Annotated in this window: 10 protein-coding genes; 4 read left to right on the top strand and 6 right to left on the bottom strand. The window is 58.5% G+C overall.

The annotated features are described in order from the left end of the window. The first annotated feature begins 270 nt into the window (after positions 1-270). From QIW53_RS02270 to QIW53_RS02255, 4 genes are all read left to right on the top strand, one after another. Complete coding sequence (locus tag QIW53_RS02270; protein ID WP_371048065.1) at positions 271-2,676, top strand: glucose/quinate/shikimate family membrane-bound PQQ-dependent dehydrogenase; 2,406 nt, start codon at positions 271-273, stop codon at positions 2,674-2,676. 192 nt (positions 2,677-2,868) lie between these two features. After that, positions 2,869-3,456 carry an isochorismatase family protein gene (locus QIW53_RS02265; protein ID WP_371048064.1) on the top strand — a complete coding sequence of 196 codons (588 nt, stop codon included), beginning with the start codon at positions 2,869-2,871 and terminating at the stop codon, positions 3,454-3,456. A 170-nt stretch (positions 3,457-3,626) separates the two neighbouring features. Then, positions 3,627-3,851, top strand: coding sequence for a hypothetical protein (locus QIW53_RS02260; RefSeq protein WP_371048079.1), 225 nt, complete (start codon positions 3,627-3,629; stop codon positions 3,849-3,851). Positions 3,852-4,045: 194 nt separating this feature from the next. Then, positions 4,046-5,269, top strand: a complete 1,224-nt coding sequence (locus QIW53_RS02255) for a zinc-dependent alcohol dehydrogenase (protein WP_371048063.1) — start codon at positions 4,046-4,048, stop codon at positions 5,267-5,269. A 77-nt stretch (positions 5,270-5,346) separates the two neighbouring features. Here the strand turns inward: QIW53_RS02255 and QIW53_RS02250 are convergent, their stop codons facing one another. The 6 genes from QIW53_RS02250 to QIW53_RS02225 form a co-directional block, all read right to left on the bottom strand. Next, positions 5,347-6,276 (bottom strand): ZIP family metal transporter, encoded by a 930-nt coding sequence (locus QIW53_RS02250; protein ID WP_371048062.1) that lies wholly within the window; start codon positions 6,274-6,276, stop codon positions 5,347-5,349. 45 nt (positions 6,277-6,321) lie between these two features. Continuing rightward, positions 6,322-6,549 carry a PLD nuclease N-terminal domain-containing protein gene (locus tag QIW53_RS02245; protein ID WP_371048061.1) on the bottom strand — a complete coding sequence of 76 codons (228 nt, stop codon included), beginning with the start codon at positions 6,547-6,549 and terminating at the stop codon, positions 6,322-6,324. Positions 6,550-6,714: 165 nt separating this feature from the next. Next, positions 6,715-9,144: a TonB-dependent siderophore receptor gene (locus QIW53_RS02240; protein WP_371048060.1), complete on the bottom strand. Its 2,430-nt coding sequence runs from the start codon at positions 9,142-9,144 to the stop codon at positions 6,715-6,717. Between the two features lie 79 nt (positions 9,145-9,223). Beyond that, positions 9,224-10,192 carry a FecR domain-containing protein gene (locus tag QIW53_RS02235; protein ID WP_371048059.1) on the bottom strand — a complete coding sequence of 323 codons (969 nt, stop codon included), beginning with the start codon at positions 10,190-10,192 and terminating at the stop codon, positions 9,224-9,226. Beyond that, positions 10,189-10,713 carry a sigma-70 family RNA polymerase sigma factor gene (locus QIW53_RS02230; protein WP_371048078.1) on the bottom strand — a complete coding sequence of 175 codons (525 nt, stop codon included), beginning with the start codon at positions 10,711-10,713 and terminating at the stop codon, positions 10,189-10,191. Before QIW53_RS02230 ends, QIW53_RS02235 begins: the two co-directional genes overlap by 4 nt. Before the next feature lie 434 nt (positions 10,714-11,147). Further along, on the bottom strand, positions 11,148-15,710 hold the full coding sequence (locus tag QIW53_RS02225; RefSeq protein WP_371048058.1) for an AAA family ATPase: 4,563 nt from the start codon (positions 15,708-15,710) through the stop codon (positions 11,148-11,150). Between the last annotated feature and the right edge of the window lie 83 nt (positions 15,711-15,793).

Here is a 15,793-nt window from a genome sequence, read left to right as displayed (position 1 = left end):
ACTGAGCAGAACCAGCGACTCCGCGTTCAAGGCCTGCAATCCAATTGATCTTTGCTTTGCCAGAGGGTGTCTGCGGCGGTCCGGCTGCACCTCGCGCCACGATGCGCAGGCCAGCCGTGATCTCGACCTGTCACAAATCCCCTCACCCCAGACAGAAACGGGACTATTTTGAAGGTTGAACACTAAACAATCCTGACCGGGATTTTTTTGGTTTAACCAGGTAGTTAACTATCGATATACTGCCGCCCTCTTTGTAACGGGACATTCAACGTGAAGCAGGGTCAACGCCTTTCGGGCCTATCAAAATTCATTCTCTTGGGACTCGGCGTGATCATCGCCCTCCTCGGCTTGGCATTAGCTGCAGGTGGCATGAAATTGGTCAGCCTGGGAGGCTCCTGGTATTTCCTGGTGGGTGGAGGGGTGATGGCCGTTTCCGGCCTGCTGATCGCTCGCTTAAAGCTGGCGGGTGCCTGGTTGTTTGCGGCGTTCCTGGTCGGGACAGCGATCTGGGCGGTCAGCGATGCCGGCTGGGTTTTCTGGCCGGTGTTCTCGCGCCTGTTCATGTTCAGCGCGGTCGGTTTGGCGGTGACGCTGGTCTACCCCTTGCTCCAGCGCGCCAACGGTGGCGTTCCGGGTCGTGGCGCTTACGCCGTGGCCGCCGTGCTGACGATCGGGCTGGCTGTGGCGGCCGGCAACATGTTCGTCGCCCACCCCACTGTAGCTGCCAGCGGCACCGGCCCGGGCCTGACACCGGTCGACCCGGACCAGGCGCAAAAGGACTGGGCTCACTACGGCAATACCGAAGGGGGCAGCCGCTTTGCCGCACTGGATCAGATCAATCGCAGCAACGTCGATCAGCTGAAAGTCGCGTGGACCTACCATACCGGTGATGTCGCCGAGAGCGATGGCAACGGCGCCGAAGATCAGCTCACCCCGCTCCAGGTCGGCAACAAGGTGTTCATCTGTACCCCGCACAACAACCTGATCGCATTGGATGCCGACTCGGGCAAGGAGCTTTGGAAAAACCCGATCAACGCCCAATCGAAAGTCTGGCAGCGTTGCCGGGGCATGGCGTATTTCGACGCTACCGGCACCATCGCGCAACCGAGCCATTCGACGATCATCGAAGCCAGACCGGTGCCGGCTGCCAATTGCCAGCGGCGTCTGCTGACCAACACCATCGACGCCCGCCTGATCGCGGTCGATGCCGACACCGGCGAGTTCTGCCAGGGTTTTGGCAACAATGGCCAGGTCGATCTCAAGGCCGGTCTGGGTGATGTTCCGGACAGCTACTATCAGTTGTCCTCTGCCCCGCTGATGGCCGGCACCACCGTGGTCGTGGGTGGTCGCGTGGCCGACAACGTGCAAACCGACATGCCTGGCGGCGTGATCCGTGGTTTCGATGTGATGACCGGCGCCATGCGCTGGGCGTTCGATCCGGGCAACCCGCAGGCGCGTAGCGCACCGGCCGACGGCAGCAGTTATGTGCGCAGCACGCCGAACAGCTGGGCGCCGATGTCCTACGACCCGGCGACCAATACGGTCTTCCTGCCGATGGGCAGTTCTTCCACCGACATTTACGGCGTGGAGCGCAGCAAGCTCGATCACACCTACGGCGCTTCGATCCTGGCACTGGACGCCACGAGCGGTGAAGAGCGCTGGGTCTACCAGACGGTGCACAACGACCTCTGGGACTTCGACCTGCCAATGCAGCCGAGCCTGATCGACTTTACCAAGGACGGCAAAACCGTTCCTGCGCTGGTCATCGGCACCAAGGCCGGGCAAATCTACGTGCTCGACCGTGCCACTGGCAAACCGCTGACCGAGGTTGAAGAAGTACCGGTCAAGGCGGCGAACATTCCTGACGAGCCTTACTCCCCTACCCAGCCAAAATCGGTGGGCATGCCGCAGATCGGTGCCCAGCACCTGAGCGAATCGGACATGTGGGGCGCGACCCCGTACGACCAACTGCTGTGCCGGATCGACTTCAAGTCGATGCGTTATGACGGTCTGTACACCGCGCCGGGAACGGACAAATCCTTGAGCTTCCCGGGCTCGCTGGGCGGCATGAACTGGGGCAGCCTCTCCACTGATCCGGTGCACGGTTTCATCTTCGTCAACGACATGCGCCTGGGTCTGTGGATCCAGATGATCCCGTCGCAGAACAAGGGACAGGCCGCGGGGGGTGGTGAAGCGCTGAACACCGGCATGGGCGCCGTGCCGCTCAAAGGCACGCCCTACGCGGTGAACAAGAACCGCTTCCTGTCGGTGGCTGGCATTCCATGCCAGGCGCCACCGTTCGGCACCCTGACCGCCATCGACATGAAAACGCAGAAAATTGCCTGGCAGGTTCCCGTCGGCACCGTTGAAGACACCGGCCCGCTGGGCATCCGAATGCACCTGCCGATCAAGATCGGTCTGCCGACCCTCGGCGGTACCCTGTCGACCCAGGGTGGCTTGATCTTCATTGCCGGCACTCAAGACTTCTACCTGCGCGCCTTCAACAGCGGCAATGGTGAAGAAGTATGGAAAGCCCGCCTGCCAGTGGGCAGCCAGGGTGGCCCGATGACCTACGTTTCGCCGAAAACCGGCAAGCAATACGTCGTCATCACGGCCGGTGGTGCGCGTCAGTCGACCGATCGCGGCGACTACGTGATGGCCTACGCCTTGCCGTAATCCGCTGCGCCCGAGTTCAACACGGGCGCTTCTCAAGCGCGGCACCTGCGGGTGCCGCCTCACGCCGTTAGAATCCATCCCCCCTGATCCTGATTGGCGTGAAGTGTCCTGATTCCGTCCAGTCCTGGCATTTCGGGCGCTATAACCCCTGGCTAACCTAGTGGCCTATCAACCCACTGAGGAATGCCACAAATGTCCGCTCAGAAAACTGCACTGATTGTCATCGACGTACAGGAGTCGTTTCGCGCTGCGCCTTACTGGAACGAAGACAGTTTGCCGACGTTTCTTTCGCACCTGCAACCGCTGATAGATGGCGCGAAAGCCGCCGGCATTCCAGTGCTTCAGGTGTTTCATGCCGAAGGCACCGGTCCGTTCTCGGAGGCGTCCGGCCTCGTCACCACCATGGCGCCACTCAAGATCGAGCCCGACGTGGTCTTCAAGAAGCCGCGCCACAGTGCACTGGTGGGTTCGGGCCTGGATGTCTGGCTGAACACGCACGGCATCCGCCGCGTCATCATCTCTGGCATTCGCACAGAGCAATGCTGTGAAACCACCGCTCGCCACGCCTACGACCTGGGCTACAACGTCGACTTCGTCAGCGAGGCGACGCTGACCTTCCCGATGATCGACGAGGCTGGCCGTGAATGGAGCGCCGAGGAACTGCATGCCCGTACCCAACTGGTGCTGAGTGGACGCTTCGTACGCCTGGCCACCGTCAAGGAAGCGCTGGCGGGGGCCGCAGAACCACTGCCTAGCCCAGGGGGCACAGCGGAGGCATAAGCCGTTGTGCACCATCACGGCCGCCACAAGGAATTCGAGCAGCGGGCCCGTTGTCTTTTGCAGTAAGGGAACGGCGATCAGGATGACCTGTCGACACGTCCTGATCGTCCGCACATCGAAACTGTTGGGAGCAAAGGGTGGTTTATCTGGACTGGATTCAATGGCCGGCGATGCTGGTGACGGTGCTCGCCGCCTGGCTGATCGGATCGCAGCGGCCAGCCCGGCGGATGACCGGGTTCGTGTGTTTCAGTTTGAGCAATGTGTTGTGGGTGATCTGGGGCGCCCATGCACAGGCGTATGCATTGATCGTCTTGCAGGTGTGTCTGTTCCTGATGAACCTCAGGGGACTCAGGAAAAACGCGAAGGGCAAGCAAACCCAGAAGCCTCGAGACTGACGCTGACCATCGAAATTTTTCTTTAAGCCTCCAAAGAGACTCCCGCAGTCGACCTTCCCCAACCCAGCAGGTTTAAAAAATCGCCGGCGTTCGTCCAGCGCCGACCGCTAGTCATTCGCGCCGCGATCACTCTGAACTTACGTCCCCCGAGACTCCTCTCCCACTAACAGCCATCGAGTCAGGGGTAAGACATCATGAGAGCACTCACGTATCACGGCGCGCACAGCGTCAAGGTCGACAACGTTCCAGATCCGGTCATCGAAGACAGTGACGACATCCTTCTTCGCGTCACGGCTACGGCGATCTGCGGCTCTGACCTTCATCTCTACCGTGGAAAAATCCCCACCGTCGAGCATGGCGATATCTTCGGTCACGAGTTCATGGGGATCGTCGAAGAAACAGGCTCGGCGGTGACCGCGGTACAACCGGGCGACCGGGTCGTCATTCCGTTTGTCATTGCCTGCGGCAGTTGCTTTTTCTGTGCGATGGATCTGTTCGCTGCCTGCGAAACAACCAATACCGGCCGTGGCGCGATCATCAATAAAAAGGCGATACCTCCTGGGGCCGCGCTCTTCGGCTTCAGTCATATGTACGGTGGCGTGCCTGGCGGCCAGGCTGAATACGTGCGAGTGCCGAAAGCCAATACCGGACCTTTCAAGGTGCCGGGGACGCTCTCGGATGAAAAGGTGTTGTTCCTCTCGGACATTCTCCCCACGGCCTATCAGGCAGTGACGAACGCGGGCATCGGCCAGGGGTCGAGCATCGCCATCTACGGCGCCGGCCCGGTCGGTTTGTTGAGCGCCGCCTGTGCGCGGATGCTCGGCGCCGACCAGATTTTCATGGTCGATCACCATCCTTATCGCCTGGCGTACGCGCAAAAAACCTATGGCGTGATTCCGATCAATTTCGATGAAGACGATGACCCTGCCGACACGATCATTCGCCAGACCAAGGGCATGCGAGGCGTTGACGGTGTGGTGGACGCCGTCGGATTCGAAGCCAAGGGCAGCACCACGGAAACGGTGCTCGCCACGCTAAAACTCGAAGGCAGCAGCGGCAAGGCGCTGCGCCAATGCATCGCAGCCGTCCGACGCGGGGGCGTTGTCAGCGTCCCGGGTGTCTACTCCGGATTCATCCACGGCTTCCTGTTCGGCGATGCCTTCGACAAGGGCCTGACGTTCAAAATGGGACAGACTCACGTGCACCGCTTCCTTCCCGAGCTTCTCGATCACATCGAAACAGGTCGCCTCTCACCGGAAGTCATCATCAGCCACCGCCTGTCCCTGGAACAGGCCGCCGAGGGATACAAGATCTTCGATAAAAAAGAGGAAGACTGCCGCAAAGTCATTCTGACACCTGGCGATAACCACATCGCGTTGCCGGAGACCGATGGCGGCGCGACAGTGTTGGCCACGTAAAAAGTCGACCACTGAAGAGGACGAGAATCCGGTTCTCACCGTGTTCTCTTCCTTTTCATGTTTGGCAGAGCAAAGCGTCAACCCAAGGCCGTATCGAGGAACATCATGACCCCGAAACCGAGCATCAGCCCCAGGGTCGCCGGGGTCTCGTGACCATTGCGATGGGTTTCGGGAATGACCTCGTGGGACACTACGAAAATCATGGCGCCGGCTGCCAGGCCCAGGGCGATGGGATAACCCAATGCAAAGCTGCTGGAAATGCCCAAACCAACGATGGCGCCAATGGGTTCCATCAACCCCGATCCCACCGCAATCAGCGCCGCACGCAGCGCGGAAATGCCGGTCACCCGCAATGCCAATGCGACCGCCAGGCCCTCGGGAATGTCCTGGATGGCGATGGCCGTGGTAAGCGGCAGTCCGACCTTCATGTCGCCATTGGCGAAACTCACGCCGATGGCCATGCCTTCCGGCAGGTTATGCAGGGTGATGGCCAGAACGAACAGCCAGACACGGCTGATGCGCCGCTCTTGAGGCCCGCGACGGCCGCTTTTCTCGTGTTCGTGAGGGACGAAGCGATCCAGGCCGACCATCAGCGCCACGCCCAGGCCCAATCCTGCAACCACCACGCAGGCGGCGAGCAGCCGATTACCGCAGAGCGCCTGAGCCGCTTCAATACCCGGGAGAATCAGCGAAAAGGAACTGGCCGCCAGCATCATCCCGGCGGCGAAGCCGAGCATGATGTCCTGTGTTCGGGCGGCAATATCGCGCAACGCAATCGCGATGACGGCTCCCACCGCCGTCGCTGCGAAACCTGACAGGCCACCGAGAAAGGCGAAATGGAGGTTTTGTTTGTTGGCGCCAACGAACGCGCCATAGCCGCTGACCATCAAGAGCAACGTCACGCCCATCAGAATTGACCAGAAGATTCGTCCACCCCAGCCGGAACCTGCGAAGCGGGCGAACCAATAACGAAAAGATGCGCCAGATGAGGTCAGCGGCTCGGGCATGGCAATCTCCTGTTTTCTCCGGATGGTTGTTTTTGGCGACGCTGCTCAGCCTTTGCTGTGCTCAGGCGACGATGGCCCCTCCTTGATGCCACGCGGCCCGGCGATACCCCACACGATCAGCCCAAGCACCGGAAAGACGATCAACCCGATGGCCCAGGCGGCCTTGATTCCCACTGTCTTGTCGCTGCGAAACACGCTGACAATCGCCCACAGATCAACCAGCAAAATGATCACCGCGACAGCCATCGCAAAATAACTGGTAGCTTCCGACATGATTGCGCCCTCCTGAAGTGATATGGCTTAGGCCCCCCATCACTGCGGGCGTTCAAGGATTCTGCGTTTGCCCATCGGAAAACTGGCGATGAACCCTCTGAACCAGACAACCGATCGTCTGCCAAAGGTCACTCCGCCCCTGGAGCCCCGGCGACACAAAGCTCGCTAGAAGCTGTAGCGCGCCGTCAGTTTCAAATTGCGTGGATCGCCGTAGATGTCATACGGACTATAGGCTCCGTTGGCCACGCTGCTGTAGTAGGTACGGTCGAACAGGTTGTTGACGTTGAGCTGCAGATCCAGTTGCTCGCTGGCCTTGTAGCCGGCCACCAGGCCGACCACCGTGTACGAGCCCTGCTGGTTTTTCCAGGCCGTGGCACCGGTGCCTCCGGAGGTGCGGATGCGGCTCTGTTGGTAGACATCACCGCCAATCCGCCAGCGCTGCAGCTCATCGGGGAGGTTGTAGATCGTGGCCAGTTTGAACAGCTGACGCGGTTTCTTGCGGTCGAAGTCTTCGCCTTCCAGGGCGGCATTGGCGTCGCTGACGTACTGGGTCTGGGTGTAGGTGTAGCCGGCAGCCAATTGCCAGTTGTCGGTCAGGGCGCCCTGGATTTCCAGGTCGATGCCCTTGCTGCGCACCAGCCCGGCGGCCTCGTAGCACGCACTCGCCGGGCCTGAGCCGCAGCCTTTGGAGTCAGGCAAATCCTGGGCGCGATTCTTCTGGTCGATCTGGAAGACCGCCATGCTGGCGTTCAGTGCGCCATCGAAGTATTCGCCCTTGATGCCCACTTCGTAGTTCTCGCCCACCACAGGCTCGATCACTTTTCTGTCCAGGCCCTTGCTGGTCTGTGGTTTGAAGATATCGGTGTAGCTGACATAGACCGAGTGATTGTCGTCCAGGTCGTAGACCAGGCCGGCGTAGCGGGTCAGATTGCGAGTGACCTTGAAGTTGGCTTCACTGCTGGCCTTGTCCTCGAATTCGTACCAGTCCAGACGACCACCGAGAATCAGCGACAGTGGCTCGCTCAAGCGCAGTCGGGTGCTGGCATGGAAGCTGTCCTGAGTGGTGGTCTCGGGGAGGCCGTCATCGCCCGTGACGTAATACGGTTTGTCATGATCACGTGGATCCCACTCGAAGAGATTGCTGCCCGCGTCGGTGTAAGCGCTCCAGGCGTCGCCGGAACGATAATCCAGCTCGCGCCGGCTTAGGCCCAGCGTGACGTCATGCACCTGACCGAGCATCTGGAAGGGACCGCTGAGTGCCAGGTCGTAGCCGGTTTCCTTCTGCTCCATGGCTTCGGTCCACAGATAGTGCCGATCGTATTCCCACACCGATGAGGCCAGCACGTCGGTGTCGGTCGTGGTCTGCATCGCTGCCAGGCGCAGCGTCCAGTCATTGGCGAGGCCTTGCTCCAGGGTGGCGAAATACCCCGTGGTGCGGTTGTCCGAGTATTCCCAGTCATTGCCCAGGAAGGTATCGCGTGGCAGCCCGAGATGGCCACCGCCACGGGCCATGGGCAATCCACCCCAGATATAGTTGGTATGGTTTTTCTGCCGGTAGGCGCCGAGGGTCAGGGTGGTGTTTTCGCTCAAGTCGGCGTCGACCACGCCATAGAACAGTTGCGCGTCGCTCTCCACCGAGTCCCGAAAGCTTTTGGCGTCCTGGCCCGAAATCACGGTACGAGCGCGCAGGGTCCCGCTGTCATTGAGCGGGCCTCCCACGTCCAGCGTACTGCTGTAATCATCCCAACTGCCGGCACTGCCGGTGAGCGTGCCCTGGAATTGATGGGTCGGACGCTTGCGCACCAGGTTGATGGCGCCGGCCGGGTTGCCGGCACCCTGGGTCAAGCCAGCGGCACCGCGAACGATCTCCACCCGGTCATACATGGCCAGGTTGGCTTCTCCGCTGGGCAGGTACGTCAGGAAGCTGGTGGGAAAGCCGTCGTACAGGATGTTGTCGATGTCGAAGCCGCGCGAGCTGAACGTCGGCCGCCCGACCCCACCGGCGTTATTGAGGAAGATCCCCGGCGCGCTTTTGGCGACGTCGCTGATGCTGGTCATGGCCTTGTCGTCCATGCGCTTGCGCGTGACCACGCTGACCGACTGCGGCGTTTCGCGCAAACTCAAGGGCAGCTTGGTGGCGGTCTGCATCGTCCCGGTGGTGTAGGAACCGCTGTTCTCGGTCGTCGCCGCCAGGTGTTGTCCGGTGATGCTGGTAGCGCCCAGTTCCAGGCTGGTGCCCGCCGTCTGCGGTGTCAGCAGGTAGAGGCCATTACCCTGCGGCGCAGCCTCAAGACCGGTGCCTTGCAGCAATTGCTGCAGTCCGCCCTCTACGCTGGTAGCGGCATCCAGACCTGGGCTGCGCAGCCCTTCCACCAGGCCCGGTTCGATGGGCAGGGTGATATCCGCCTGGCTGGCGAACTCGGAAAGGGAGGTGCTCAGGTTGCCAGCAGGCACGTGATAGGCACGGTTGTGTTGCGCGCCCTGCTCGGCTGCCTGGGATGAAACAGCGTTCAGGATGCCGCCCGCGATGATCAGCCCCAGTGCGGCGGCGTGTACTGCCCGCGCCAGTGGTTGCATGCTCTGCGTCGTTGCCATGTGTTCTTCCCTACCCTGTGAAAGTGATGTGCTTACAGGAGGGACACGCAGCCTGAGGAAAACACGACAGAGAAGTTGATCAAGCGTTTGCTCGCGCCGTAATGGTGACCCAGTAAGGCGTGCGGTAGTGGACATTCACCGGCAGCGTCCGACTCAGGGCGCGGAGAACCTGATCGGTGTCGCGCAACTGAAAGGCGCCAGAGATCAGCAGGCCTGCCACCGCCGGATCGCAACGCAGCAAGCCAGGCCGATAACGATCCAGCTCGGTAATGAAATCATCGAGACGCATCTTTTCTGCGCGCAGGAGGCCGTTGAGCCAATCCAGACGATTCTGCGCCAGCGCCGTCGAGGGCTCTGCCGCCCGACTGTTGACCCGGGTCTGCTGGCCAGCCGCCAGACGCATAAGGCCGCCGTCACCCGACAGCCGCGGGCGTACCTCGACAGTGCCCTCCAGCGCGGCGAGGTAAGTGCTCTGCGGGTACTGACGCACCAGCAAGCGGCTGCCGAGCAGCGTGATTTGCGCATCGACGGTATCGAGGATGAATGGCCGCCGGGTCATTTCGCTGGGCACTGCCTCGACGAGCATCTCGCCGGCGATGAGGCGCAAACGGCGAACGCTGTCGTCGTAGGCGATATCCACGGCGCTGCCGGTGTTCAGGCGAATCTCTGCGCCATCCGGCAAGCGCAGGGTGCGCTGCTCGCCCGTGGCAGTGCGTTCGTCCGCCTGCCACTCGCGCCACGGCAGGCTGCGCTGTGCCGCCAGCCCAAGCGGCGCGGTGACGATCAGCAACGCCAGGGTCTTGAGCACCTGTCGCCGATCCAGGCTACGTGGACGCTCCAGCGCTGCCCGTCCGGCACCACCGGCAAGCTGCCGGGCCTGGTCGCTGAAGCGCTGCGCCAATTGCCAGGCCCGTTCGTGATCCGCGTGCCGCGCCCGCCATTCGGCACCGGCGGCATGCTCGGCGGCGCAAGCGCCGCTGTTCTGCAAGCGCACGAACCAGTCAGCTGCTTCACGGGCGATGCGTCGGTCAATCGGCTTATCAGTCATAGCGCGCTCTGACTGGCGAGCACGATGCACTCTTCGAAAGCCCGTGCAAGGTAACGCTGCACCGAACGCACGCTGAGATTGAGGCGGCTGGCGATCTCTTCCTGCGTGTAACCCTCCAGTTGCGCCATCAGGAAAGTCTGCCGGGTTTTGGCCGGCAATAGCGCAAGGACCTGATCAATCTCGTCAAGGGCCTCCAGCACCAGCGCCTGATGCTCCAGCGACGGCGCCAGTTCCTCCGGCGTCTGCGCCAGCGCCGCCAGATAGGCTTGCTCCAGCGAGCGACGGCGATAGAGATTGATGCTCAGGCGATTAGCGATAGTGGCCAGATAAGCGCGCGGTGTGGTGAAGCTCAGCGGCTCGTCGGGCGCACTGCTGAGCAGCCGCACGAACGTATCCTGGGCCAGGTCCGCCGCGTCGGCGGCATTGCCCAGACGCTTGCGCAACCAGCCTTGCAGCCAACCATGGTGGTGGCCGTAGAGCTGATCGATGGACCGATGCGGGTGGGGGTTTGCCGATGATATAGAGTGCACGGGAGGTGATAAATGCAAATGGGAATTTATCGCATTCTATCAGGGCATGCGCGGGTTGTTACAAGTAAAAGGATAGCGTTCAACAGAAACAGTCTTTCAGTCCGCTGGGATGGGATCGCCGGCAACGCGATCCTTTCGACCCCGAAGCATTTAAACAGAGGATGCTGAAGGTCGATGGCTGAGTGGTGCCTTTGCTTCTAACCGAACTCAAACTCCAGACGAAAAAAAGCCACTCGTTTGAGTGGCTTTTTCTGAATCTTGGAGCGGGAAACGAGACTCGCAACTAGAGTCCTACCCATTGAAATCTAGGGGTTCCTGAAGCAGGAATGGACTTGATTCTGGACTTATTTTCGGGGTGTATCACGAGTCAAAAAGGGGTCGCCCAGATATGACGACCCCTCACATTTCAAGGTGGCACGATCCATTCATGGCCTCTCAGCAGCCTTCAGCCAATCACTGACACCTGTAACTCCAAGCGACAGCAACCCATCCTGCACCGCCACTACACGCCGCAACATCAAACCTTTGTCGGTTTCCTCCCATTCCTCTGCCTCAGCAAACAACCGCGTTAGCAACTGAGTGAGATTGCCCCCGTAGTCATAGATATGCTCTTCTCCGTCGCGGACATAAGCCAGATAAAGCTCCATGATTGTCAGCGCCTCACCTGGATCTCGCTGCGCAGTAGCACTCAACCACTCACCCAATCCATAGATGTGAGCGCTCCCACGTTTGCTCCCGGCGACTCGAGAAGCAAAATAGCTACGAACTAGACTAGAAGGAACGGCAGCAGCTTCGCTACGGAATAGCTGACTCATCCGCTCCGCAACAACAGCTGAATGCGGGCCAGAGGAAAGTCCGTGCTCAAGTCCTGCAACGCATTGAGCACGATGCCTATTGAAGTTCTGGGCGTACGCCCACACAACCGATGCTCCATGCCATGCAGCAGAGTCATTGATAGACGTCAAGTCATTTAGAAGCTCGGAAAAATCAAGACGATCTGACAAAGCGGCCAAGGCCGATATTCTTCCCCATGTCTCCAGATCCTTGCCCGCTCCCTCTAGACGAAGGCGCTCCAACCAAAACGATACTCGCTCAAAATGATTGTAATAGGCGTAGTAGAGGCAAGGCTCGGCAATCCCCCATAGCCCTAAAGTGCTACCTTGCATGCAGCGCTCGAACAAGTCCCAACCTACATCAGGATCTTGACTCTGCAGATACGCTAGGCGGCGGATGATCACGGCGTTAATAGCCGGATTCCCGTCATCCGAGAAGCGGCGCAGAAGAGGCAACAGAGTATTTGGCAAGGTCACGCCATGTTCGTAGACGTTGCAAAGTACGATTACCAGAGCCTCGACAACATGCCCGCGAGCCATGTTGATTCCAACTTCAAGAGGACCGACTCCATCACCACTTATAGATGCCTCCTCTTGCATCTCAAAGAATTCCGATACCAGACAGACCAGGCGCGCAGCATCCTTAGAGCCGCCAATCACACGCGCACATGCGTTCAGTGCATTGGATGCTGCGCGGTTCTGCTTCCAGTAGCCTGCATTCCGCTCAAGCTCATCAATAATCCGCCCGACCAACAACGGGCTATCGATCTCGACAACTGGTGCCCAAGAGGTGCTGGACTGCAAGTTGCCGTGGATATGCGCCAAGTAGTTACCAACTCCATCCATGATGGCGTCACAGAAAACAGATGAAATATCAGACCAACTCTCGCGCAAAATTCGAAGGAATCGCTCAGGATCACGAGAAGAAGCCTCGCGAAGCTCAGATGCAACTTCGCTCTCGCCGCCGATTAAATGATCTTCAAATCCACGTTCATACCCCGTGTAGTGCTTCAAAAGCCGCAACACTCCGAGGTTACTCACCTCAAGAAAGACCAGATACGAAAATGGTGCGGCGACCATCCCACCCCATGACCGTATCGGGGGCGTATCGATCAACACCCCTTCTCTTTCTAAGACATCGTCCAGTAACTGGTGCGCTTCGATCGGACGCAGATGGCAAGGGATACATGCAATAAGCCGCGCTTGAGCTCTTCGTCTCCAGAGCGCTTCGTGCTCGTCCAGACCTTTATCGCCCTTGATGGCAAATATTGCAGCCACTGCGGCTTCCTGCTGGCCCACATCAAAGTGGACAAACGCGGACTTGGTAAGGCAACCAAGCTCATATAGGAACTCGGAATCCGCCAGTGGAGAATCACACAGCAAGCGCAACGCAAGATCAGCATTGCAGCCCGAAAATCCTTTACACGAAAGGATGCCAAAATAGCGTAGCGCCCCCTCATGACTGAAACAGAGTCGCGCTCGGTTGTCCCGCCACCAATCCGAATCTAGTGACGCATGATTGAGCACAGCGGCCTCAATCGCATTCATCAGCAAATTATCGGGCTCTACATACTGGTGATCATGCTGACTGCGAACAGTATTGTACGAAGTGCTCCGCAAAAAACCATAGCTTTCCGCAGCCCATCCACCAATTGCGGAGATTCTGGCCCGACTCCAATCTTCAATAGATTGAAGTGCAAGATCTAACAACTTCGAAGATTTTTTCATTCTCGCAACAAGGAAGCTGTCGTGGTGATCGCCAAATTCATGGTCACGACAACGAAGCTTGCTGCCGAGGCGATGAAGGTCAAGAACATCATCTGGCCCAACATCACCAATCACAAACTGCCAGAGAACTTCATCCGACATCACGCCGGCGTCAATACAATGCGCAATTGAACGCCCAAGAAAGCTGTGCTCCTGTACCGGCATACGAAGCAGCGACTCGACCAAGCTTCCCATGCGATCGGCATGTACAGGCTCAACATCGGACAACGAGAAGCTCAGCCTCTCTGCAACAGCGCCGCGATCCATCCAGTCAGCTTCCAGCAACTCTGTCCAGAATGGCAGAACCAGATAAGGCTCTTGATTGACCCATGCAGAGGATCTATGCAAATGCGCCATCAACCCTTCTTGGTCTCGATCATCCCTCAATGCGGGTACTAGGTACTTGAACCAGAACTGGTTCCACTCGATCGATTTGGCTTGCAAATATATGACCTGGAACACATCAAGGAAGTCCCTGCGCAGGTCACGAATTAGCGGCCAATCATCATCGTGAGGCAAGCCCTCTGCAAATGATTCGGCCACCAAGCGGCGAACGTGAAATGCACAACTCCCCATCAGCACCGCCCGCAACTGAGCCCTGAATGCTCGACGATCGCCGGAAGCCAACTGCGCGACGAAACTACGAATACTGGGCCTCACAAATGGCGCAGGAGACAAGCTCTGGATGAAGTCATTCAACGTCATTCCCTTTCGAATGGCGGAACTAATCACCAATACATCAAGCAGCGTCTGGTGTCCAAAGCCTATCCTTCCATCCTGGACTTCATAAAGAACGTTGTGACTGAGGAGTACACGCATCACGCTTGGCGACTCGGAGAACCTCTGAACAGGGATCGTGAGACTACGGGACTTGAGCATTTCGTCGGCAACTGACTCTATTGCTTTCATTGCCGCATCGCCCAACTTGACGTCAGCGCGGACCAAGGCATCCAAGTAGCGCTGCGCCAGCGCTTGACTGGTCACAACACTAAAGCCACCTTCCAACTGCGCCAGTTCGACAAATAGAGCTAATTCTCTCGGGTTCTGAAGAAGTTCACGAGTCGGATGGTCAATACGTGCGACGTCAATATCAAGCGACTGCATAAACGGCAGCAGCTCACCATCCCAATCCAACGACTGACACTTTAGCTCACAGTCCCACACACGCTCAGAAATACGACGGTCATAGCGTCGGTCGAACTCACGACAAGCGGTTAACACCGTGACGTTGGCAACCAACAAAAGCCTGTCGATCTGCGCCAAGAAATACGTAAGTGCACCATGCTCACGCGAGATTGACAGCACGTCGAGCGAATCAATAACAACAACGACATGAGCTTCGTCAGCCAAACGAGCGACCTTCTCTACCCACTCTTCGTGCAAACCCTGAGCCTGCCGGTCCTTCGCGGTAGCTAGGTCAGCGAACTCTCGAGATTGAATGAACAGCGGCACCAACCTACTATCGCTTTCGGCTCGCAACTCCAGCGCCTCTTGCACAGCCAGAAGCACACAAGTTTTGCCAGAACCAGGCAATCCGGTGAGTAGGATAGAACGCTTCTTCTCATCAACAGCAGATAGCAAATCATCGATGACTCTAGCTGGCATACGTCGCCCAGCGATCTCCCGGCGCCATGCACGCCCGACTACGGAAACTTCAGAGAGCGAGGCACGGATTTCTGACTGCTCCATATCCGGCGCCAGCATTGACCCTGACTTCCTGAGCAGCGCAATGAGGTCATCTTTTGTCAATCGGTGCTGAACCGACATAGACTCTGAACCTGAATCTGGCATCCGTGAACCGAGTTGATCAATACGCCGCCATAGGGCGTTATAGGCAGTGCGTGCATTCGTCGCTAAAAAGCGAAGCCGCTCCAACTGCTCCTCTTCAACATCACTGAACTCAGCAGTGCCATGGAAAGTTGTACGAGAAAGGAGCTCGTAGGTCGAAAGCGACACGGCGCTGTTGAATGCAGCAGCCAGGGCGGTATCTGTTCCCGTATGTTCAGCTGTCAGGCTTTTCCGGTAGCTACACTCATCAGGTTGCGTAACGCTGTGTTCCCGCAGCTTGGCAACAAGACCAAAGGTATTGCGCGAATAGAAGCGAATCTCCGCTTTTGGAGTGGCCGCTAGCAGGCGAGATGCCTTGTCCAACTCATCAGCCAGATCGGCAACAGTCCAAGGCTTAAAGTCAGGCTGATTTTTTTTGCACTGACAGCAGATTATGGATCCATCGACCCTCCCGACCACAACGTCGTCCACCAACCAACGAGTTGAGTCAACCTCCAGCCATTCGTACTCAGGATCAGACAGAATTGTTAAAGCCCATCTCATAGCGATCAGTGTCTGATAGCTATCCCCTCGATTTGAACGAACGCCAGCAAGACTCATTGTTTACCCAAGGAATGAAAATAGGACATCGAAGAGATCACGCATAACAAAATAATCGCGTTCATCTGTTTTTACTGAACGAT

Origin of the sequence: Pseudomonas fluorescens (assembly GCF_041354075.1) — a bacterium.
GTDB classification, from domain to species: Bacteria; Pseudomonadota; Gammaproteobacteria; order Pseudomonadales; family Pseudomonadaceae; genus Aquipseudomonas; species Aquipseudomonas fluorescens_CE.
The sequence above is the reverse complement of the archived record's forward strand: the minus strand, read 5'-3'. Positions and strand labels throughout refer to the sequence as shown.

Bases quoted from the DNA above. Each gene is read 5' to 3' on its own strand.
- QIW53_RS02265 (WP_371048064.1), top strand. From the start codon at position 2,869: ATGTCCGCTCAGAAAACTGCACTGATTGTCATCGACGTACAGGAGTCG.
- QIW53_RS02260 (WP_371048079.1), top strand. From the start codon at position 3,627: ATGCTGGTGACGGTGCTCGCCGCCTGGCTGATCGGATCGCAGCGGCCA.
- QIW53_RS02255 (WP_371048063.1), top strand. From the start codon at position 4,046: ATGAGAGCACTCACGTATCACGGCGCGCACAGCGTCAAGGTCGACAAC.
- QIW53_RS02250 (WP_371048062.1), bottom strand. From the start codon at position 6,276: ATGCCCGAGCCGCTGACCTCATCTGGCGCATCTTTTCGTTATTGGTTC.
- QIW53_RS02245 (WP_371048061.1), bottom strand. From the start codon at position 6,549: ATGTCGGAAGCTACCAGTTATTTTGCGATGGCTGTCGCGGTGATCATT.
- QIW53_RS02240 (WP_371048060.1), bottom strand. From the start codon at position 9,144: ATGGCAACGACGCAGAGCATGCAACCACTGGCGCGGGCAGTACACGCC.
- QIW53_RS02235 (WP_371048059.1), bottom strand. From the start codon at position 10,192: ATGACTGATAAGCCGATTGACCGACGCATCGCCCGTGAAGCAGCTGAC.
- QIW53_RS02225 (WP_371048058.1), bottom strand. From the start codon at position 15,710: ATGAGTCTTGCTGGCGTTCGTTCAAATCGAGGGGATAGCTATCAGACA.